18 protein-coding genes are annotated in these 19,146 nt (G+C 70.5%); 11 read left to right on the top strand and 7 right to left on the bottom strand.

All coding sequences use genetic code 11. The features are described from left to right. Window positions 1-373: 373 nt before the first annotated feature. Window positions 374-928: a hypothetical protein gene (locus O7616_RS05175; RefSeq protein ID WP_269681771.1), complete on the top strand. Its 555-nt coding sequence runs from the start codon at window positions 374-376 to the stop codon at window positions 926-928. On the opposite strand, the gene O7616_RS05170 is transcribed toward O7616_RS05175, so the two are convergent. After that, window positions 913-1,410: a MarR family transcriptional regulator gene (locus O7616_RS05170; RefSeq protein ID WP_282305817.1), complete on the bottom strand. Its 498-nt coding sequence runs from the start codon at window positions 1,408-1,410 to the stop codon at window positions 913-915. The genes O7616_RS05175 and O7616_RS05170 overlap by 16 nt on opposite strands. A 100-nt stretch (window positions 1,411-1,510) precedes the next feature. Here O7616_RS05170 and O7616_RS05165 point away from each other — a divergent pair, with 100 nt between their 5' ends. After that, the gene (locus O7616_RS05165) at window positions 1,511-1,738 is read left to right on the top strand and encodes a hypothetical protein (RefSeq protein WP_282305816.1); all 228 of its coding nucleotides are present in this window, start codon (window positions 1,511-1,513) and stop codon (window positions 1,736-1,738) included. A 7-nt stretch (window positions 1,739-1,745) separates the two neighbouring features. On the opposite strand, the gene O7616_RS05160 is transcribed toward O7616_RS05165, so the two are convergent. The 5 genes from O7616_RS05160 to dnaA form a co-directional block, all read right to left on the bottom strand. Next, window positions 1,746-2,351, bottom strand: a complete 606-nt coding sequence (locus O7616_RS05160) for a DciA family protein (RefSeq protein ID WP_282263525.1) — start codon at window positions 2,349-2,351, stop codon at window positions 1,746-1,748. Further along, the gene (gene recF / locus O7616_RS05155) at window positions 2,341-3,474 is read right to left on the bottom strand and encodes a DNA replication/repair protein RecF (RefSeq protein WP_282305815.1); all 1,134 of its coding nucleotides are present in this window, start codon (window positions 3,472-3,474) and stop codon (window positions 2,341-2,343) included. Before recF ends, O7616_RS05160 begins: the two co-directional genes overlap by 11 nt. A 16-nt stretch (window positions 3,475-3,490) precedes the next feature. Then, window positions 3,491-4,363: a phosphogluconate dehydrogenase (NAD(+)-dependent, decarboxylating) gene (gene gnd / locus O7616_RS05150; RefSeq protein ID WP_282263528.1), complete on the bottom strand. Its 873-nt coding sequence runs from the start codon at window positions 4,361-4,363 to the stop codon at window positions 3,491-3,493. 38 nt (window positions 4,364-4,401) lie between these two features. Continuing rightward, the gene (dnaN, locus tag O7616_RS05145; RefSeq protein ID WP_282263529.1) at window positions 4,402-5,535 is read right to left on the bottom strand and encodes a DNA polymerase III subunit beta; all 1,134 of its coding nucleotides are present in this window, start codon (window positions 5,533-5,535) and stop codon (window positions 4,402-4,404) included. Window positions 5,536-6,310: 775 nt separating this feature from the next. Then, window positions 6,311-8,140, bottom strand: a complete 1,830-nt coding sequence (gene dnaA / locus O7616_RS05140) for a chromosomal replication initiator protein DnaA (RefSeq protein WP_282305814.1) — start codon at window positions 8,138-8,140, stop codon at window positions 6,311-6,313. Between the two features lie 626 nt (window positions 8,141-8,766). On the opposite strand from dnaA, the gene rpmH reads away from it, so the two are divergent. The 9 genes from rpmH to O7616_RS05095 all read left to right on the top strand — a co-directional run bounded on the left by rpmH (window position 8,767) and on the right by O7616_RS05095 (window position 17,957). Continuing rightward, window positions 8,767-8,904 carry a 50S ribosomal protein L34 gene (gene rpmH, locus O7616_RS05135; RefSeq protein ID WP_007453904.1) on the top strand — a complete coding sequence of 46 codons (138 nt, stop codon included), beginning with the start codon at window positions 8,767-8,769 and terminating at the stop codon, window positions 8,902-8,904. A gap of 34 nt (window positions 8,905-8,938) precedes the next feature. Then, complete coding sequence (gene rnpA / locus O7616_RS05130; RefSeq protein ID WP_282305813.1) at window positions 8,939-9,355, top strand: ribonuclease P protein component; 417 nt, start codon at window positions 8,939-8,941, stop codon at window positions 9,353-9,355. After that, a complete protein-coding gene (gene yidD / locus O7616_RS05125; RefSeq protein WP_282305812.1) occupies window positions 9,352-9,648 on the top strand; it encodes a membrane protein insertion efficiency factor YidD in 297 nt (98 codons plus the stop codon). The genes rnpA and yidD overlap by 4 nt, the downstream gene beginning before the upstream one ends. Further along, complete coding sequence (gene yidC, locus O7616_RS05120; protein WP_282305811.1) at window positions 9,645-10,634, top strand: membrane protein insertase YidC; 990 nt, start codon at window positions 9,645-9,647, stop codon at window positions 10,632-10,634. Before yidD ends, yidC begins: the two co-directional genes overlap by 4 nt. A gap of 211 nt (window positions 10,635-10,845) precedes the next feature. Then, window positions 10,846-11,454 carry a R3H domain-containing nucleic acid-binding protein gene (locus O7616_RS05115; protein ID WP_282305810.1) on the top strand — a complete coding sequence of 203 codons (609 nt, stop codon included), beginning with the start codon at window positions 10,846-10,848 and terminating at the stop codon, window positions 11,452-11,454. 4 nt (window positions 11,455-11,458) lie between these two features. Continuing rightward, entirely contained in the window at window positions 11,459-12,304 is an 846-nt protein-coding gene (rsmG, locus tag O7616_RS05110; protein ID WP_282305809.1) for a 16S rRNA (guanine(527)-N(7))-methyltransferase RsmG, read from the top strand. Window positions 12,305-12,561: 257 nt separating this feature from the next. After that, window positions 12,562-13,881: an AAA family ATPase gene (locus O7616_RS05105; protein WP_282305808.1), complete on the top strand. Its 1,320-nt coding sequence runs from the start codon at window positions 12,562-12,564 to the stop codon at window positions 13,879-13,881. A gap of 27 nt (window positions 13,882-13,908) precedes the next feature. Further along, window positions 13,909-14,916: a ParB/RepB/Spo0J family partition protein gene (locus O7616_RS05100; RefSeq protein ID WP_282305807.1), complete on the top strand. Its 1,008-nt coding sequence runs from the start codon at window positions 13,909-13,911 to the stop codon at window positions 14,914-14,916. Between the two features lie 1,943 nt (window positions 14,917-16,859). Continuing rightward, window positions 16,860-17,957 carry a hypothetical protein gene (locus O7616_RS05095; RefSeq protein WP_282305806.1) on the top strand — a complete coding sequence of 366 codons (1,098 nt, stop codon included), beginning with the start codon at window positions 16,860-16,862 and terminating at the stop codon, window positions 17,955-17,957. Between the two features lie 180 nt (window positions 17,958-18,137). Here the strand turns inward: O7616_RS05095 and O7616_RS05090 are convergent, their stop codons facing one another. After that, window positions 18,138-19,142 (bottom strand): D-alanine--D-alanine ligase, encoded by a 1,005-nt coding sequence (locus tag O7616_RS05090; RefSeq protein WP_282305805.1) that lies wholly within the window; start codon window positions 19,140-19,142, stop codon window positions 18,138-18,140. Between the last annotated feature and the right edge of the window lie 4 nt (window positions 19,143-19,146).

Genomic DNA, 19,146 nt, shown 5'->3' with positions numbered 1-19,146 from the left:
TCGCGATCGGCTCGACCCGACGTGGAGAATGAACCTGGGGCCACCGGCCCCCGTCCCCCGCACCGGGTCTTCGTCTCGCTGTCAATCCTACTGTGCCCGGAGGACAGAACCACCACTCGGCACCCTCGGAGAGGCGGCTGAGAAGTCCGTAGCCGGAAGAACCCCGTCGCCCGCGACTCCCCCCACACGCCATGCTCGGATCGCACGCGCCGCCGCCGGACGGGTTGACCCGCGCCCGGGCGGGTCGGGGGTCGCGGCCCGGGCGTCCGTGCCGTACGTTTGCGGCGCCCCGGAACCCACCCTTGATCTTTATGGGCTGGAACCGGGACGATCGACCCGATCGACCCGACACGTGCTCTCTAAGAGGTGACAGATGGGGCTGGACAACGTCGCGGTGCACTGGCCGCGGACCGGCCGCTTCTACGATCCGGTGGCGCCGGCCGAGTTCGTCGACTTCGGCGAGATCGTCGACCTGCCGCGGATCTCCGCGCCGACGGCCGCCCTGGCCGAGCTGATCGCGAAGACCGGCACCATCCGGGCGACCGCGTACACCGAGTTGGTGGATCTGCTCCTGGGGCTGGAAGGTGTGTTGTACGCCACAGACGCCGCCGCCGAGGACGAGGACCCGGTGATCGATCCGGACGGCTGCTCGTGGATCGCCAGCGGGATCGAGAGGTTCGTGGCGGGGCACCGCGCGTACGGCGAGGCGGTCACCTTCGAGTCGGTCAGCACGGTGCTGCGTTCCCTGCTCGGCGACGGCAGGCTGGCCGAGCAGCAGTTGCGGTGGCTGGAGAGCCGCCTCGACGCGCTGCGCGACGAGCGCGGCGACCCGCCGCAGTGGAACTTCACCTGCGCCGAGTTGGGCGTGCTGGCGGCGTTCTACCGGCGGTGCGCGGAACGCGGTTTCGCCGTCTACGCCGACGCCTGACCCGAGCCGGTCTCCTGGGCCGCAGCGCCGCCGGTCGGTCGGTTGGCCGCCGCGATCAACCGGGTGAGCACCGCGTGCAGGTGTTGCAGGTCCTCGACGGGCAGCCCGAGTCGCTGCACGATCGCGGCCGGGATCAACTCGGCCTGACTGCGTAGCGCCGCACCGCTGGCGGTCAGGGTGACGGCCAGGCTGCGCTCGTCGCCGGGGTCGCGTTCCCGGCGCAGGTAGCCGGCCGCTTCGAGGCGCTTGAGCAGGGGAGACAGGGTGCCCGGATCGAGCTGCAACAGCCGACTGAGGTCGCGACCGGACAACGGGGCGTGTTGCCAGAGCGCCAACATGACCAGGTACTGCGGATGGGTGAGCCCCATCGGTTCCAGCAGCGGCCGGTAGACCGCGACCACACTGCGCGCGGCCACCGAGAGGGCGAAGCAGACCTGCTGTTCCAGCGCCAACGGGTCGACGCCCTGCGGTTCCTCACTCATCGGTTGCCCTCCCCACGCACGGTGGTTATCGTACCAACCATTGGTACACCAACTGTTGGTGCGCCAAACATCTGTGGAACACGCGGGAGAGGGCAGTCAGATGAGCAAGGACGGCGCGGTCACCAGGGCTCCGGGCGAGGGAGGTCGCCTCCTCCGCTGGGCCTTCCGGCACCTCGCCGGCCCGGCCGACGGGGTGAAGGGCGCGGTGCAGGGCGGCTCCGCCGAGGCCCGCGAGGCGTGGAAGCGGGACCTGGCCGAGCGCAAGCGCTACACCCGGGAGCAACGCGAACTCAAGCGGGCCGCCCGCGAGGCCGCCCGACGGAGCTGAGATCCCGTCAGCCGTACGTGTCTCGCGGGCCCCGCCCGCGTACCCGGCGCGGCCCCTTCGACCACGACGGCGCGGCCGGCCCGTGGATGTGAAGCTTGCGCACCACGTTGTGGCCGACCTCGCTGGCGATCTGCTTGAGCAGCGAACCCGCCAGCAGCCGCAGTTGGGTGGCCCAGGCCGTCGACCGCGCCTCCACGGTCAGCTCACCGTTCTCCAGCTTGACCGGGCGGCTGTTCTGGGCCACCTCCGCGCCGACGACCCGCTCCCAGGCGCCGAACACGGTGGCCTCGGCCGCCGGTTGCTGCCAGCCACGCGCCTTCACCAACCGGTTCAGCACCGCACCCAACGGCTGCGGGTCGCGGGGGTCGGGGCCCGGGCCGGAGTAACCCCGCAACCGCCGCCCCGAGCCGCCGGCAGCGTCGCCGCCCGCACCCCCGGGGGTACGCCGGGCGCGGGCCGCCGCCTGCCGCTTGGACAACGCCGCGTCGAGTACCGCCCGAGCCAACTCCGGCCCACTCGCGGCCGCCGCCGGCTCACCGCCCGCCGATTCCGCCTTCGGGGTACGCGCGCTCCGCCCCGCCTCGGGACGGTCGGCGCCTGACTCATTCGACACGGCGTACCGTCCCTTCGCCGACCCGGTAGCGGGTGCCACGCAGCGCAGCCGGCACATCGTCGTCCACCGCACAGGTGACCAGCAGTTGACCCGCCCCACCGACCAGCTCCGCCAGCCGCTCCCGGCGGCCGGTGTCCAACTCGGCGAAGACGTCGTCGAGCACCAGCACCGGCTCGATGCCGTCGGCCCGCAGCAGGTCGTAGCCGGCCAGCCGCAGCGCGAGCGCGAACGACCACGACTCGCCGTGGCTGGCGTACCCCTTGGCGGGTAGCGGCCCGAGAGTCAACGCCAGCTCGTCGCGGTGCGGGCCGACGAGCGTGGTGCCCCGTTCGATCTCGGCGGAGCGGGACGCGGCCAGCCCCGCGGCCAGTGCCTCCGCCAACGCGGCCCGGTCGGTGGTCGGCTCGGCCAGGTCGATCGAGGGCCGGTAGGCGATACCGGCCGCGCCCCGACCGGCGGCCACCGCGTCGTACGCCTTGGCGACGTGCGGGGTGAGCGCGGCGACCAGCTCCAACCGGCCGGCGAGCAGCTCCGCGCCGTGCTGGGCCAGGTGGGTGTCCCAGACGGCGAGGGTGCCGAGGTCGCCGCCCCGCGATCCACCGGTCTTGCGAGCCAGGTACGCGGTGCGCAGCAGGGCGTTGCGCTGCTTGACCACCCGCTCGTAGTCGGCCCGCACACCCGCGTACCGGGGTTGGCGGCTGACCAGCAGGTCGTCCAGGTAGCGGCGGCGCTCGGCCGGGTCGCCCCGGACCAGCTCAAGGTCCTCCGGGGCGAAGAGCACGAGGCGCAGGGCGCCCAGCACGTCCCGGGCCCGCCGCGCCGGAGACCGGCCCAGCCGGGCACGGTTGGCCTTCCCGGGCACGATCTCCAACTCGACCAGAAGCTCTCGCCCGTCGTGCGCCACCGCGCAGCGGATCACCGCCGACGTGGCACCCATCCGCACGAGTGGCGCGTCGGTGGCGACCCGGTGCGAGTCCAGGGTCGCCACGTAGCCCAACGCCTCGACGAGATTCGTCTTGCCGACGCCGTTGGCGCCGATCAGGACGTTCGCCCCCGGTTGGAGGTCGACGGCCACCCGCTCGTACGAGCGGAAGTCGACCAGTTCCAACCGTCGGACGTACACCGGGTGTGGATTTCGCTCAGCGCTTGTGGACGGCGTGGCCACCGAACTGCTGACGCAGCGCGGAGACGGCCTTCATGGCGGGCGAGTCGTCCTGTCGTGAGGCGAACCGGGCGAACAGCGAAGCGGTGATCACGTTCAGCGGGACGGCCAGCCGGACCGCCTCGTCGACCGTCCACCGGCCCTCGCCGGTGTCCTCGGTGTAGCCGCTCAGGTCGGCCAGCTCCGGGTCCTCGTCGAGCGCCCGGTCCAGCAGGTCGAGCAGCCAGGAGCGGACGACGGTGCCCTCCCGCCAGGACTTGATGACGCCCGGCACGTTGGTCACCAGTTCGGAGGCCGCCATCAGCTCGTAGCCCTCGGCGTAGGCGTGCATCAGGCCGTACTCGATGCCGTTGTGCACCATCTTCGAGTAGTGCCCGGCACCGACCGGCCCGGCGTGCACGAAGCCGAACTCGCCCTCCGGCTTGAGAGCGTCGAAGATCGGCATCAGCCGGTCGACGTGCTCCTGGGAGCCGCCGACCATCAGCCCGTAGCCGTTCTGCCGACCCCAGACACCGCCGGAGACGCCGACGTCGAGGTAGCCGATGCCCCGCTCGTTGAGCCGCTCGGCCCGGGGTGCGTCGTCGCTGAACCGCGAGTTGCCACCGTCGATGATGATGTCGCCCTCGCCGAGCACCGCGGCCAACTCGTCGATCGTCGCGTCGGTGACTCCGGCGGGCACCATGACCCAGACCGCGCGCGGCGACTCGAGCTTCTCCGCCAGGCCCGCGAGGGATGCGACGTCGCTGATCTGCGCGTTGTGGTCGAAGCCGACGACTTCGTGACCAGCGGCGCGCAACCTCTCCCGCATGTTGCCGCCCATACGGCCGAGTCCTACCAGGCCGAGCTGCATGTGTTTGTACCTCCGTGGATCTGTGTTGCAGGGCGCGATCAGCGAGAGACGCGGATCGGCATGATGAGGTACCGGTACCCGGGAATGACCTCGCCATCCTCGCCGGCGGGGGAGATCACGGCGGGTTTGAAGGCGTCGACGAACGACAGGACGGCCGTCTGGGAGCCCAGGTTTGCCAGGCCGTCGATGAGGTACTGCGGGTTGAACCCGATGGTCAGCGCGTCGCCGGTGAAGGTGGCCTCCATGGCCTCGCTGGCGCGGGCCTCCTCGGAACCGCCGGCCTCGACGACCAGGCCGTCGGCACTGAAACTGAGCAGCACCGGCGTGGTCCGCTCGGCGACCAGCGCGACCCGCTTGACGACCTCGATCAGGGTGCTGACCGGCACCCGGGCCTCGGCGTTGTGGGCCGCCGGGAAGAGCGACCGAACCGGCGGGTAGTTGGCGCCGTCGAGCAGACGGCTGGTGGTACGTCGGGTGCCACCGGCCAGGCCGACCATGCCCTCGCCTGCGGCACCCTGGGCCAGCGCGAGGGTGACCTCGCCACCCAGCGGGCCGAGCGCCTTGGCGGTGTCGTTCAGGGTGCGGGCCGGCACCAGGGCGTTGATGCTCACGTCGGGGTCGTCCGGTCGCCACTGGATCTCGCGCAGGGCCAACCGGTAGCGGTCGGTGGCGAGCATCGACAGCGTGCTGCCGGAAAGCTCGACGCGAACGCCGGTCATCATCGGAAGGGTCTCGTCCCGCCCGGCCGCGATGGCCACCTGGGAGACCGCCGTGGCGAACGCGGCGGCGTCCACCGTGCCGGCGCTCTGCGGCATCTCGGGCAGCGCCGGGTAGTCCTCCACCGGCATGGTGGGAAGGGTGAACCGGGCGCTGCCGCAGACCAGTTCGAGGTGGGCGCCGACCGCGGCGATGTCGACCGGCTTGGCCGGCAACGCCTTGGTGATCTCGGCGAGCAGGCGGCCGGAGACGAGGGCGGCGCCGTCGGCGTCTCCCTGCACCTCGACGGTCACCTGGCTGGAGACCTCGTAGTCGAACCCGGAAACCCTCAGGTTGCCGTCGGTGACCCGGAGCATGACCCCGGCGAGCACCGGTACGGACGGCCGGTTGGGCAGGCTCTTCGCGGTCCACGCCACGGCCTCGGCGAGCGCGTCGCGCTCCACTCGGAACTTCATCAATGCCTCCGCGTCGACGTCAGCGACAACTCTCTCATGCCGACCGCTGCCTACCGTCCCGCCCGACCGTGCGGGTACCCATCGCACCTTAGGGCGCGGGGGTATCGGCTGTGCGCCCGACCCCATGGATCGTGTCGATGCTGACCGGTTGATCCGGCAGCGTTCGGCCCGATCCACAGAAAGCCCAACGGTGATGATTGGTTTTTGTTCTCTTAGAAGAGATAACTCATCGTCTTCATCGCACCTGTGCAAACTGTGGAAAAGCCAGGTCTGCGCAGCTCAGACAGGTTATCCACCGGTGATTTAGCTGTGGAGAACCAGGGGTACAACCGGCCTGCGTGTCCACAGCCCGCCCTCGGTGCACAGTTGTCCACCGTCATCCACCGGTTGTCCACCGGTAATCCACCGACTTTCTCCCCAAGCCTGTGGACGACGATGAAGATCACCATTGCCGTCATCCCCAGAACCTTCAACAGGTCGTACACAGGTCGTCGGTCACCGGTGGAAAACCTGTCGGTTGTCCCCAGGCGTCCACAGCCTCGTACACAGGGTTTCTCCACAGCCTGTGGGTAACCGGCGGGGGACGGACCGTAGTTATCCACCGGCGGTGGACAACGAGTTGTGGACAACGAGTGGACGTCGAGGCGGTCACGGCCTCGATCCTGTGGTCTACACCATGTCGAGAGTCCAGCCGGAAGCCGAAAAAGTACGCCCGGCCGGAGATCCGGCCGGGCGTGTCCCGGGCTGTGCGCCGTCCCGACGGCCGGCGTACGCCTCAGCTGTTCTGCTTGATCCGGTTGGTCAGCTCGGCGATCTGGTTGTAGAGCGAGCGGCGCTCCGCCATCTGCTGCCGGATCTTCCGGTCGGCGTGCATCACCGTGGTGTGGTCCCGGCCACCGAATGCCTGCCCGATCCGGGGCAGCGACAGCTCGGTCAACTCCCGACACAGGTACATGGCGACCTGGCGCGCGTTGACGAGCACGCGGGACCGGGACTGGCCCCGCAGGTCCTCCAGGCTCACCCCGAAGTAGTCGGCCGTCGAGGCCATGATCTGGTCGGCGTTGATCTCCGGCCCGGCGCCGTCGGGCATGAAGTCCCGGAGCACCTCCTCGGCCAGGGACAGCTCGACCGTCGACCGGGTCAGGCTGGCGAACGCCGTCACCCGGATCAGCGCCCCCTCCAGTTCCCGGATCGAGTTGGACACCCGGGAGGCGATGAACTCCAACACGTCCGGCGGGGCGTACATCCGCTCCTGGGCCGCCTTCTTCTGCAGGATCGCGATGCGGGTCTCCAGGTCCGGCGGCTGGATGTCCGCCAGCAGGCCCCACTCGAACCGGGTTCGCATCCGGTCCTCGAGGGTGGCGAGCTGGCGCGGCGACCGGTCGGAGGTGATCACGATCTGCTTGTTGGCGTTGTGCAGGGTGTTGAAGGTGTGGAAGAACTCCTCCTGGGTGCGCTCGCGGTTCTCCAGGAACTGGATGTCGTCGATCAACAGGATGTCGACGTCGCGGTAGCGCCGTTGGAACGCGCTGGTCTTGTCGTCCCGCAGGGAGTTGATGAAGTCGTTGGTGAACTCCTCGGTCGAGACGTACCGGACCGAGCGGGCGTTGCCGAGGGTCGTGGCGTAGTGCCCGATGGCGTGCAACAGGTGCGTCTTGCCCAGACCGGAGTGACCGTAGATGAAGAGCGGGTTGTACGCCTTCGCCGGTGACTCCGCGACCGCCACGCTCGCCGCGTGCGCGAAGCGGTTGGACGATCCGATGACGAACGTCTCGAACATGTACTTCGGGTTCAGCCGGTTGCCGCCGGCGTCGGCACCGGGCAACCGGCGCTCGTCACGACCACCCGGGCGGTGGTCCACGCCGCTGCGGCCCGGGCCGCTGTCCGTGCCGGTGTCCCGGGGAAGCGCGCGGATCACGTGCTGGTCGCGCGGAGACGCCGCCTCTTCCCGGTAGCGGGGCTCGTAGGGCCGGGTGTCCGGGCCCGGCGGGTCCAGCCGAGCGGCCTGCTCGTCGTAGCCACGCCGGTCGGGCCCCGGCCGGGGGGTACGCATCGGCTCAGCGAAGGTTGCGCTGAACAACGCCTCCTGCCCGTCCCTGCTGGCGGGGATCATCCCGGGACGGTGCACGTCGACGGCCGGTGCGAGCGGTGGACCCGTGGGCGCCGGTGGAGCGGCCGGCTCCGGCGCGTGCCCCGCGTGGGTCTGCTCGGGGATCATCGGGTCGGCGGACGGCCGAGCGCCCTGGTCGTCACCGAAGGGTTCGGCGGCCGGGCCGTCGACGTCGAACGGCCCGGTCTCCGGGGTGCTGCGGTAGACGGTGCCGGCGGGTCGGCCCGCGGCGTCCTCGGCGACCCGGACGGTGACCGCGACCTGGATCGGCCGACCCAGTCGGCGGGTGAGCGCCTCGGTGATCGCCGGTCGGAGCCGGGATTCGATCACGTCGCGGGTGAACGCGTCCGGAACGGAGAGCAGAGCAGTGTCCTCGACGATCGCCCGCAGCCGGGTCAACCGGAGGTAGGCACGCTGCTGAGCGGAGATGATCTCGTCGGCCAGCTCGTCGGTCGCCGCTAACCACACTGCGGCAAGGTCGGTCGTACCGGCCACCGTCGTGCCACCCCCTCGCCTCTGCTCCCGGCCGCCGCTGTCTGCCAGCCGGCCGTCCCGGGCCCGCCGCGTTCGCGGGTGGAACAACACCCACCTGACGGTCGACCGATGGTCGTCCACAAGTTATCCACAGCCTGTGTACCGACCGATTGTGGCCGCCGCCGGCCGCGGGTGGGACCTGCCCCCTGCCTGAACGGGCGCTGAAGCGGGTTCACCGTGCCGAACGATTCACTACCTTGTCCGGTCTTGCCTCTGCGACGACCGGAGCTTCCGACGCTCACCGCAATCGGGCACGGTAACAGCGTTGTCCCTGCGCCATCAACCGGCGACGCGGCGGGGGCCTTCTCGGCATCAGCGAAAACCACCCTCCGGCCTCGGGCGCGTCCCGTTCTCGTACTGCTCGGGGTGTTTGACGGTCATTGCCCCCCTGCGTAGGCTGGAACGGCTGCTTTCACGCCCTCTGCTAGGGTGATGGGTGCTTGCTGTCCACGGTCGCATCCCCGCACCGCCGAGGTCCCGCTCCGCCGGACAGCACCGATCGTGGGCCACCGTCGAGGTGGCCTGGACCACCACACGACCCCGGCGATTCCGTCGTACGGGGCGCGTACGAAAACGGAGAGCCTGACGTGAGCAAGCGCACCTACCAGCCGAACAACCGCCGGCGCGCGAAGACCCACGGCTTCCGGCTGCGCATGCGCACCCGTGCCGGCCGTGCCATCCTCTCGAGCCGTCGCGCCAAGGGTCGCACCACCCTGTCGGCCTGAGCCGACCGGGCCGGTCCAGGGGACGTGGGCAGTCGTGCTGGCCGCCGCACAGCGACTGCGGCGCAGCACTGACTTCGCCGCAGCGGTCCGTGGTGGCCGGCGCGCCGGGCGTGGTGCCGTCGTGGTCCACCTGACCATGCCGGTGAACGCCGACCCCAGCACACCGACCTCGCCGCAGCCGGTGCGGGACGACAACGCGGAGCTGATCTCCGTGGCGTCCCGTGCCGGCTTCGTCGTGTCCAAGGCCGTCGGTAACGCGGTGACCCGTAACCGGGTCCGTCGTCGACTGCGTGCGCTGGTCCGGGAACGGCTGGTCGACCTGCCGCCCGGCAGCACCCTCGTCGTCCGGGCGCTGCCCGCGGCGGCGCAGGCGTCGTACCCCCGACTCGCCACCGACCTGGACGCCGCCCTCGCGGTCGCCCGGTCACCCCGCGAGCGGCGGCACCGATGAACGGCACCGGGCAGACCAGCCCACGCCCGTCGACAACAGGTGCCAAGGTGCTGATCGCGCCCATCATCGCGTACCGTCGGTGGATAAGTCCGGCACTGCCGGCCCGCTGTCGGTTCTACCCGTCGTGCAGTGCGTACGCCCAGGAGGCGGTCGTGCGGCACGGCGCGCTCCGGGGAGCCGTCCTGGCGGTCCGGCGGCTGTTGCGCTGCCACCCCTTTCACCCTGGTGGACATGACCCGGTACCGGAGCCGGGCGGCCGCCGCCGTGCTGATGTGACTGGAGCCCCGAATTGAGTCTCGACTGGATCTACTACGCGATTTCGTGGATCCTGCTGACCTGGCACTCTGCCTGGGACGCCATCGGGGTGCCGGTCGGCGCGGTGATCGGCACCAACTTCGCCTGGATCCTGGCGATCATCTTCCTGGTCGTCACCGTCCGGGTGATCCTGTTCCCCGTCTTCGTCAAGCAGATCAAGTCGCAGCGGGCGATGCAGGCGCTCCAGCCCAAGGTCAAGGAGCTTCAGGAGAAGCACAAGGGTGACCGGGAGACGCTCCAGAAAGAAATGATGGAGCTGTACAAGAAGGAGAAGGCCAACCCGCTGATGGGTTGCCTTCCGATGTTCCTTCAGATCCCGGTCTTCCTCGGCCTCTTCCACGTGCTGCGCCGCCTCGACCCGGACAAGCAGAACCAGACGCTGTACGGCTGGACCGCCGACCAGTTCCAGAGCGCCTCGCAGGCGAAGCTCTTCACCGCCCCGATCGCCGGAAAGTTCGGCTCCACCGCCGACGAGCTGGCCAGCCTCGGTGCCAACGGCACCACCGTCAAGGTCATCGCCGGTGTCCTGGTCCTGGTCATGATCGCGACCACCTACCTGACCAGCCGTCAGATGATCCTCAAGACCGGTTGGGCCGAGGACCCGCAGCAGCGGATGATCCAGCGACTGATGCTCTACGGCATCCCCGCGTCGCTGCTGATCTCCGGCGCGATCTTCCCGATCGGTGTGATCATCTACTGGGTCACCAACAACCTGTTCACCCTGGGCCAGCAGCAGTGGGTGCTGCGCAAGTTCCCGCCGCCGGTGACCGCCAAGAAGGCGGTGGCACCCGCCGCCAGCCGCAACCCGGTGCAGCCCGCCAAGACCGGCGGCCTGTTCGGTCGGGGTAAGACGGCTCCGCCGGCGCCGGTCAAGGCCGCCGCTCCCAAGGTGGCCGGGCCGAAGCCGGGCGCCAAGCCGGTGAACAACCCGAAGAAGGGTCGCCCCGCCAAGCGGCAGGGCTGACCCACAAGGGCCGCCGCCGGTGATCCGACGGCGGCCCGTTCCACACCGTGCAGCCGCCGGATGGTCGGCGCCGGTGGGAACCGACCGCGCGCCGCGCGGCCACGGGCGACACTGCCCGTACAGACGTGCCCGCGGGCACCGGCGACCTCCCGCCGGCCCCGGGAAACCAGTCGGACCGAGGGTCCGGCCGAGCGAGTACGGAGATGAGACCGTGACCGAGACCAGCATCCCCCGCACCGAGCAGCCCCTGGACGAGGAGGAGACCGCGACGCTCGAGGTGGACGGCGACGACACCGACACCGAGGACGACGACACCGACGCCCCCGCTACCGGTGCCCGGTCGAAGAAGGCCGTCGGTGAGGGCGACCTGTTCCGGCAGAGCGAGATCGCTGCCGACTACGTCGAGGGGCTGCTCGACATCCTCGACTACGACGGCGACATCGACGAGTTGGTCGCCGCCGGCCGCCCGATGGTCGAGGTGGTCGGTGAGCGTCTGCAGAATCTGGTCGGCCAGCGCGGGGCCACCCTGGAGGCGCTCCAGGAGTTGACCCGCCTCGCCGTCTTCCGGCAGACCGGCACGCCGAGCCGCCTGCTGCTCGACGTCGGTGGCTACCGGGCCAACCGCCGCAAGGAACTCGCCGCCGTCGCCAAGAACGCCGTCGAGAAGGTCAAGGAGTACGGCGAGCCGGTCCGCCTCGAGGCGATGTCCGCGTTCGAGCGCAAGTGTGTGCACGACGTGGTCAACGCCATGTCCGGCGTGGCCAGCGAGTCCGAGGGTGTGGAGCCGAACCGGCGCATCGTCGTACGGCCGGTGGACTGACCGGGTGACCCACGACGACAGCACGGCTGACGCCGTGTCCGGCCCGGGCGGTACGCCGTCCGGGCCGTCCCCTGTCCGGCCGGCTACTTCGGACGCCGCCGCGACTGAACCGGGCACTTCCCCCTCGCCGAGCGACGCGGCCCTGCCACCCGGGTTGGCACCGGCCGCGCTGACCCTCTTCGGTGACCGTCTCGACCTGGCCGCCGCGTACGCCGAACTGCTGGCGACCGACGGGGTCGTCCGTGGTCTGATCGGTCCCCGAGAGGCACCCCGCATCTGGGATCGCCATCTACTCAACTGCGCCGCGGTCGCCGAGCGGATTCCGTCCGGCGCGACGGTGCTCGACGTCGGCTCCGGCGCCGGTCTGCCCGGACTGGTGCTGGCCATCGCCCGCCCCGATCTCACTGTCACCCTGATCGAGCCCCTCGCCCGACGTACGTCGTTCCTGATCGAGGTCGTCGAGCGACTCGGTCTGGCCAAGTCGGTGCGGGTGTTCCGCGGCCGGGCCGACGAGGCGGCGACCGGGTCGAGCGGTCGGGACCCGATCAGCGGGGACGTGGTGACCGCACGCGCCGTCGCTCCACTGGACCGGCTGGCGGGTTGGAGTCTCCCCCTGGCCGTTCGGGGCGGCCGTCTGCTGGCGCTCAAAGGATCGTCCGCCGCCGCGGAGATCGAGGAGCACGCCGAGGTGGTGACGCGCCTCGGCGGCGGCGAGCCGACCGTGCACCTGTGCGGTGTGGACGTGATCGATCCCCCCACCACCGTCGTGGAGATCGTGCGGGAGCGGATGGTCGGCCCTCGACCCGCGGCTGGTAAGCGCACCCGGGCCGGTCGCTCCCGCCGACGCTGACACTTCGCGCCATCGGGCTTCCGGCTGGTGGGTTGCCTCGTTGTACCGGTACGGATGGACGAGGAGATGAGAACCCGACGTGGACCGGCCGCGCCCGTCCGCCGTAGGCTGGCCGCGCGTCGATAGTGTGGAGCGGGCGGTGGACGTCGTGGGTCTCCGACCGCTCCCGAGGGCCGTACAGTTCGCGGGTTGCGAGCGTGGCACGGCCGAGTTGACCGGGGCGCGGACCGACCATCCGAAGCGGGCAGGGATGACAGGTGCATGACGACGGCAGGTACGACGATCCACACGTGACCGGGGCGAGCAACGATCCCGTTTCACGTGAAACCGACTACCCGAGCTGGTCGCCCGGCGCGACCGACCCATCCACCCGACCTGCCGACGGCGTTGCGCCGGCAGTGCACGGTGCTGCGGCTGATCAACCAGTCGGGCCGGAAACCGGGGACCCGGCGGGTGTCCGTCGGTCAGCGGAAGGGTCGAGCCGACCCGCGAACGTCGCCGAGGTGCGGCAGGTGGTGGGTCGCCGGAACACCGCCGCAGCGGTTCGGTTCGAAGCGGCGGTCCCGCACCAGCCCACCGCAGCGGCCTCTCGGGATGCCGCGCCGACGTTCGCTGAAGCACCTGTCGCGTCGACCGAGTCGTTGGCAGCCGTGGCCGCTGACCCCACGTACGTTTCACGTGAAACCCCGACGCGCGAAGAGGATGACCCACCGTTGGCTATGGAGGCGATGCGGGCCGTGCAGATCCTGAATCCCAGTGGCGAGGTGACCATGCCTCGACCGGACCGGACCCGGGTCATGTGCGTCGCCAACCAGAAGGGTGGCGTGGGTAAGACCACCACCACCGTCAACCTTGCGGTGGCGCTCGCCCTGCACGGCAACCGGGTGCTCGTGGTCGACCTCGACCCCCAGGGCAACGCCTCGACCGGGCTCAACGTCCCGCACCACACCGGCATCCCGGACGTCTACGACTGCTTGATCAACAGCGTGCCTCTGGTGGAGGTGGCGCAGGCGGTCGAGGGCATCCCCAACCTGTGGTGCGTACCCGCCACCATCGACCTGGCCGGTGCGGAGATCGAGCTGGTCTCCGTGGTGGCCCGCGAGTCGCGTCTCGACCGTGCCATCGCCGCCTACCCCGGCCAGTTCGACTACGTCTTCATCGACTGCCCGCCGTCGCTCGGCCTGCTCACTGTCAACGCGCTGGTGGCCGCGCAGGAGGTGCTGATCCCGATCCAGTGCGAGTACTACGCCCTGGAAGGGCTCAACCAGCTGATCAACAACATCAACCTGGTACGCCAGCACCTCAACCCGAAGCTCGACGTCTCCACGATCCTGCTGACCATGTACGACCGGCGTACCCGGTTGGCCGACGCCGTCGAGCAGGATGTCCGGAACCACTTCGGCGACAAGGTCCTCCAGGCGGTCATCCCCCGCAACGTCCGGGTCTCCGAGGCACCGAGCTACGGCCAGTCGGTGATGACCTACGATCCCGGTTCGCGGGGCGCAACGAGCTACTTCGAGGCCGCCCAGGAGATCGCCGAGCGAGGCGTCAAGGAGCCGGTGGGCCGGAATGCGTAGTGCGGACGAGTCGCTGGGAGGCGTGGCATGAAGAACCGTCCTCGGGGCGGTCTGGGTAGGGGCCTGGGGGCGCTGATCCCGACCGGGCCGCAGCCGGGTGCCGCCGGCGCCGTGACGGCTGAACCGGCCACCGAGCATGAGGAGGTGGCTGCCGCAGCCGTCCCCGCAGTGCCCGTCGGGGCGCCGGTCCACGAGCCGGAGCCCACTCTCAGCCCGGTGCCGGGAGCGCGCTTCGCCGAGATCCCGGTCGACGCGATCCTGCCTAACCCGAAGCAGCCCCGTCAGGTCTTCGACGAGGAGGCCCTGGAGGAACTCAAGACCTCGATCCAGGAGGTCGGTTTCCTCCAGCCCATCGTCGTCCGTCAGCTCGACGACGAGAAGTACGAACTCGTCATGGGTGAGCGGCGCTGGCGCGCCGCCCAAGCGGTGGGGCGGGAGAACATCCCGGCCATCGTCCGGGACACCCGCGACGACGCCATGCTCCGTGACGCGTTGCTCGAGAACATCCACCGGGCCAACCTGAACCCGTTGGAAGAGGCCGCCGCCTACCAGCAGTTGCTGGAGGAGTTCGGGGCGACCCACGAGGAGCTGGCCCGCCGGATCGGTCGGAGTCGCCCACAGATCTCCAACACGATCCGGCTGTTGAACCTGCCGGCTCAGGTGCAGCGTCGAGTGGCAGCGGGAATTCTGTCGGCCGGCCATGCCCGTGCACTGCTGAGCCTGGACGAGGCAGAGGCACAGGAACAGCTGGCGTTGCGCATCGTGGCCGAGGGCCTGTCGGTCCGGGCCACCGAGGAGATCGTGGCGCTGACACTCAACGACGGGTCGGCCAAGAGCCAAGCGGCGAAGCGTCGACCCAAGGCACACGCGCCGGCGCTGAACGATCTCGCTGACCGGCTCTCCGACCGCTTCGACACCCGCGTGAAGGTGGACATCGGTCGGAGCAAAGGAAAGATCACGATTGAGTTCGCGACAGTGGACGACCTGGAGCGGATCGTCGGGATCATCGGTGTGCAGCAGGAGGGCGAGGGCTGACCCCTCCTCTCGCTGACGGCCGCGCCACCCATCGGGGTGCGCGGCCGTTCTGTTTCCATCGCCGTTTCACGTGAAACCGGTCGCTGTCCGTGCGATCACGGTGCCGTCGGCTTTGTCGAGGCGGCGGCGGGATCCACAGCAGAAGCGATACCGGTGCTTTTCTGGGGGATGGATACAGCGGCGCGCGCTCTGTGCGGTGCTTGTGGGCCTCGCGGTGCTTGTGGGCCTCGTGAGGGCTGCGGACTCGGAGGTCGCGTGCGGAGCGTGCGCGGACAGGCGTGCGGGCGGGGCAGGAGTGCCGGGCAGGCGTGCGGGGGCGGGCGTGCGGGCGGGGCGGGCGTGCGGGGGCGGGCGTGCGGGCGGGGCAGGCGTGCCGGGCAGGCGTGCGAGCGGGGCAGGAGTGCCGGGCAGGCGTGCGGGGGCGGGCGTGCGGGCGGGGCAGGCGTGCGGGCGGGGAGGCGTGCCGGGGGCGGGCGTGCGGGGGCGGGCGTGCGGGGTAGCGAGGGTGCGGGGTGGCGAGGGTGCGCGGCTGCCAAGGCATGCAGTGTCGGAACCCCCGAGGGGAGTGCCTGCGGGTGGCGCCGCGACCAGCCGCCAGACCGATCCGCGCACTCTCGGCCGTGCTGCAGAGGGCCTACGAGTCGGGCGGGCCGAGGGCGGGCGTTCGGGGTTTTTCGGCCGGGCGGCCTGCAGGCGGACTCCGCGCCACCTCTGCCCGGTAACGGCGGGGAACCGTTGGGTGCCGCCAGTTGCTTTCCGGTGCGTCAGGTGTGGCCGCTCCGGCTGATTGGCTGCGCCCGTTCGTCGGTAGGGGTGATCGACTCGAGTTCGGTGAAGTGGGGGTATCCCGACACCCTCGATACCCCTACTTCCGGGAACCCGTGTTGATCGCCTCGGAGCGCGGCGGCACTCTGGTGGCCGGATCGCCCAGGAGCGCCGAAACGGCTCGCCGTGCGGCTTGGTCGACCGCAGCCACCCCCGGCCGTTCTTGGGGCCGCAGCGGGCCACTCAGCGGCGCGCAAGCACCCCATGAACCATCCCAAGGACTCACGTGCGTCGGCAGTCTCCGTTTCACGTGAAACAGCGCCCCCTCACTGCCAACCCACGCGGACAGAGTGCCGAGACTCCTCGCCCAACAGCATCGGCGGATCTGGCCGATGAGCGCGGCCGGGAACGCCGACTGCCCTGGCGTACGGGGCGACGCATCTGGAGCGGCTCGACTCTGTGAAGGGAAGCGGATGTGCGGGACCGGCCGGCCGGTGGGCCCTCCACCTTCCGGGCTTCCGCAACGACGCGGATGTGCGGCGACCCACTCCCTAGGAAGACCGCGTCAGCACCACAGACCCGTCAGCACCACAGACCCGTCAGCACCACAGACCTATCTCACGGCGGTCGCGGTCGAAGCGCACAGTTCCGCGGGACGCCCCGGCCCTGTGCACCCCAAAGAGAGGCCACCGACGTCGGGAAGCTCCCACTCTCCCCAGCCCTGTGGAAAACGTGCCGGGCACTGCGTCCGCAGGATCTCTGCGTACCTTCGGTCGACCGTCCTGACGGTGATCGGTCGAGGGGCGCGGTCGGCGTTCGGAAACCTCCACGAGGGCAAGGATTACGCAGCACAGCGGGCTGCGACGACCCGTCCCCTCGGCCCGCTTCGACGGCCCGCCGACAACGACCCACGGGCGGAAAAGTTATCCACACCGGTTTTCCACAGGCACGCGTTGTTTCACGTGAAACAGCGCGTGGGAGGGGGTGCGGGCCTGTGGATGACGGCCTGTATTCGTGATCTCGGCAGCCTGTGGATACCGCTCGACCGGGAGGTCGGCCGCCCGACGTACCGGGCCTACGGCCGGTCCCGATCCGCTCTGTCGGGACCAGTCGTTCAGGTAGGGACACGGGTGCCAGACTCGGTTAGGGTCAGCGTCGTGCACGACACCCCTCCCTCAGTGCCGGACTTCACCCAGTGGCCGTCGTTCCCCTTCGAGGGTGACCTCTACGTGAAGCAACTCGATGACCCGGTCCCGGTCGAACCGCCTCGGAAAGGCGAAGGTCTCCGGGAATGCACAGCCTGCAGCGCGCCGGACGACGCCTACATCTGGGTGGGAGAGCGTTGGCGGGTCCGTGCCATGGACCGGCCGACCGGGCTGCCCATGGTGCTCATCCTGGAATCGCGAACTCACCTCGACCTGGGCGACCTTCCGAACCTTCTGGCTGCCGAGCTGGGTGTGATGACCGTCCGTCTGGAGAGGGCCATCCGGTCCCTCGACGGCGTGGCGCGTGTGCACGTCAACCGGTGGGGCGACGGCTCAGCCCACCTGCACATGTGGTTCCTCGCCCGACCGTATGGCCGCCTTCAGTTGCGAGGCACCTTCCTGTCCCTGTGGGACTCGATCCTGCCGCCGATCTCCGAGACCCAGTGGCGGGAGAATCTGGCGCTCGTCGCCGCCTGGCTCGCCGAGTTCGGTGGCCGCCCGCTCGCCGAGCCGCCCCGCATCCAGTGGCAGGCACCGTCCAGCCTGACGGCCCAATCGGCTGCTGCGGATGCCGCTGCTGTCGAGGCCGCTGCGGAAGCGGCTGCCTCGGTCATCGAGGCGGCGGAGGAGATACCCGAGCCGGCACCGGATCCGGCCGCCGACGTCGTCATGCCGGCCCAGGGCGCCAGCAGCCCAGCCCTCGACGCGGTAGCGCTCGGCGGGGACACTGAGGCCCGCGCCATCGGGCTCGGCGGGGACACCGAGGCCGACAGGACCGGGCTCGGCGGGGACACCGAGGCTGGCGCAGCCGCACTCCGCATCGATCCGGCGGGCCGATCCGATGCTCCGGGATCCACCGACAACGCCTCGGAGGGCGCGTCCTCCGACACACCGACGCCGACCACTCCAGCCTTCGGCAGCCCGACGTCGGGCATCCCGACGCCCCGCACCTCAGCACCCGGAATCGCCGGCACGGTGGAAGCGCCAGTCAACGCACGGTCGGTCCTCGGCGAACCGGATGAGAACCCGGATGACGGTGCCACCGACGACGCCACTGAGGGTCGCCGGTAACGGGGTCACCGCCAGGAAGGGGCAGCGTGCCCGCCCAGGAAGGCGGGCACGCGTGGCCGTCCGACGGCCCAGCGAACTCGACCGACCACAGAGCAGGCGACGGATCCGCGCCTGCACCGCCGAGCAGATCAGGCGGATCCGCGCCTGGGCGGCGGAACCGATCAGGCGGCGGCGAACCGATCAGGCGGCGGCGAGGCGGGTCGCCGCGCGGCTGACCAGGGTGCCGAGGAGACGGCCGAAATCCAGCCCCGCCGCCTGCACGGCGAGTGGCAGCAGCGAGGTCTCGGTCATGCCCGGCGAGACGTTGACCTCCAGCACGTGTGGCTGCCCGGCCGCGTCCACGATCACGTCGACCCGGGAGAGATCCCGCAGTCCGAGTGCGGTGTGCGCGGCGAGAGCCACGTCGGCGACCGTGGCGGAGACCTCCGGGTCGAGCCGGGCCGGAGCGTGCCAGGTGGTGCGTCCGGCCGTGTAGCGGGCGGCGTAGTCGTACACACCGTTGCGCGGCACGATCTCCACCGGCGGCAGAGCCTGCGGACCGTCACCGAGGTCGACGACGGAGACCGCCACGTCCATGCCGGGCACGTACCTCTCCACCAGCGCGGTGGAGTCGTACGAGAAGCATCCGACCATCGCGGCGGGCAGCGCCGCGGCGTCCCGGACCACCGCGCCCCCGAGCCCGGAACCGCCCTGCGCCGGCTTCACCATCAGAGGTAGGCCGAGCCGGTCGACGATCCGGTCCAGTACGGCGACCGCCCCGAGTTCGGAGAAGCGATCGTGTGGGAGTGCCACCCAGTCCGGGGTGGGGATGCCGGCTTCGCGGAGCACCGCCTTGGCCGAGGGTTTGTCCCAGGCGAGTCGGGAGGCTCTGGCGTCGCAGCCGACGTACGGGATGTCGCAGAGGTCCAGGACTCCCCGCAGCGAGCCGTCCTCGCCGGTGGCGCCGTGCAGTGCGATCACCACGGCGTCCGGCGGATCTGCGGCGAGCGCCGGTAGCAGCGCCACGTCGGCGTCCCGCAACTCGGCTTCCAACCCGACGGCACGCAGTGCGTCGAGCACCCGACGGCCGGAGCGCAGTGACACGTCCCGCTCGTAGGAGAGCCCGCCCGCGAGCACCACGACGCGCAGGTCGGGCGGGGCTGCGGAATCAGTCACGAGGAGGCGCTCAGCGGCGGTCGTACCCATGCCG

Origin of the sequence: Micromonospora sp. WMMD964, from assembly GCF_029581455.1 — a bacterium.
In the GTDB taxonomy this organism is placed as follows: Bacteria; Actinomycetota; Actinomycetes; order Mycobacteriales; family Micromonosporaceae; genus Micromonospora.
The sequence above is the reverse complement of the archived record's forward strand: the minus strand, read 5'-3'. Positions and strand labels throughout refer to the sequence as shown.

Bases quoted from the DNA above. Each gene is read 5' to 3' on its own strand.
- O7616_RS05165 (WP_282305816.1), top strand. From the start codon at position 1,511: ATGAGCAAGGACGGCGCGGTCACCAGGGCTCCGGGCGAGGGAGGTCGC.
- gnd (WP_282263528.1), bottom strand. From the start codon at position 4,363: ATGCAGCTCGGCCTGGTAGGACTCGGCCGTATGGGCGGCAACATGCGG.
- O7616_RS05090 (WP_282305805.1), bottom strand. From the start codon at position 19,142: ATGGGTACGACCGCCGCTGAGCGCCTCCTCGTGACTGATTCCGCAGCC.
- O7616_RS05100 (WP_282305807.1), top strand. From the start codon at position 13,909: ATGAAGAACCGTCCTCGGGGCGGTCTGGGTAGGGGCCTGGGGGCGCTG.
- dnaN (WP_282263529.1), bottom strand. From the start codon at position 5,535: ATGAAGTTCCGAGTGGAGCGCGACGCGCTCGCCGAGGCCGTGGCGTGG.
- O7616_RS05170 (WP_282305817.1), bottom strand. From the start codon at position 1,410: ATGAGTGAGGAACCGCAGGGCGTCGACCCGTTGGCGCTGGAACAGCAG.
- O7616_RS05175 (WP_269681771.1), top strand. From the start codon at position 374: ATGGGGCTGGACAACGTCGCGGTGCACTGGCCGCGGACCGGCCGCTTC.
- yidD (WP_282305812.1), top strand. From the start codon at position 9,352: ATGAACGGCACCGGGCAGACCAGCCCACGCCCGTCGACAACAGGTGCC.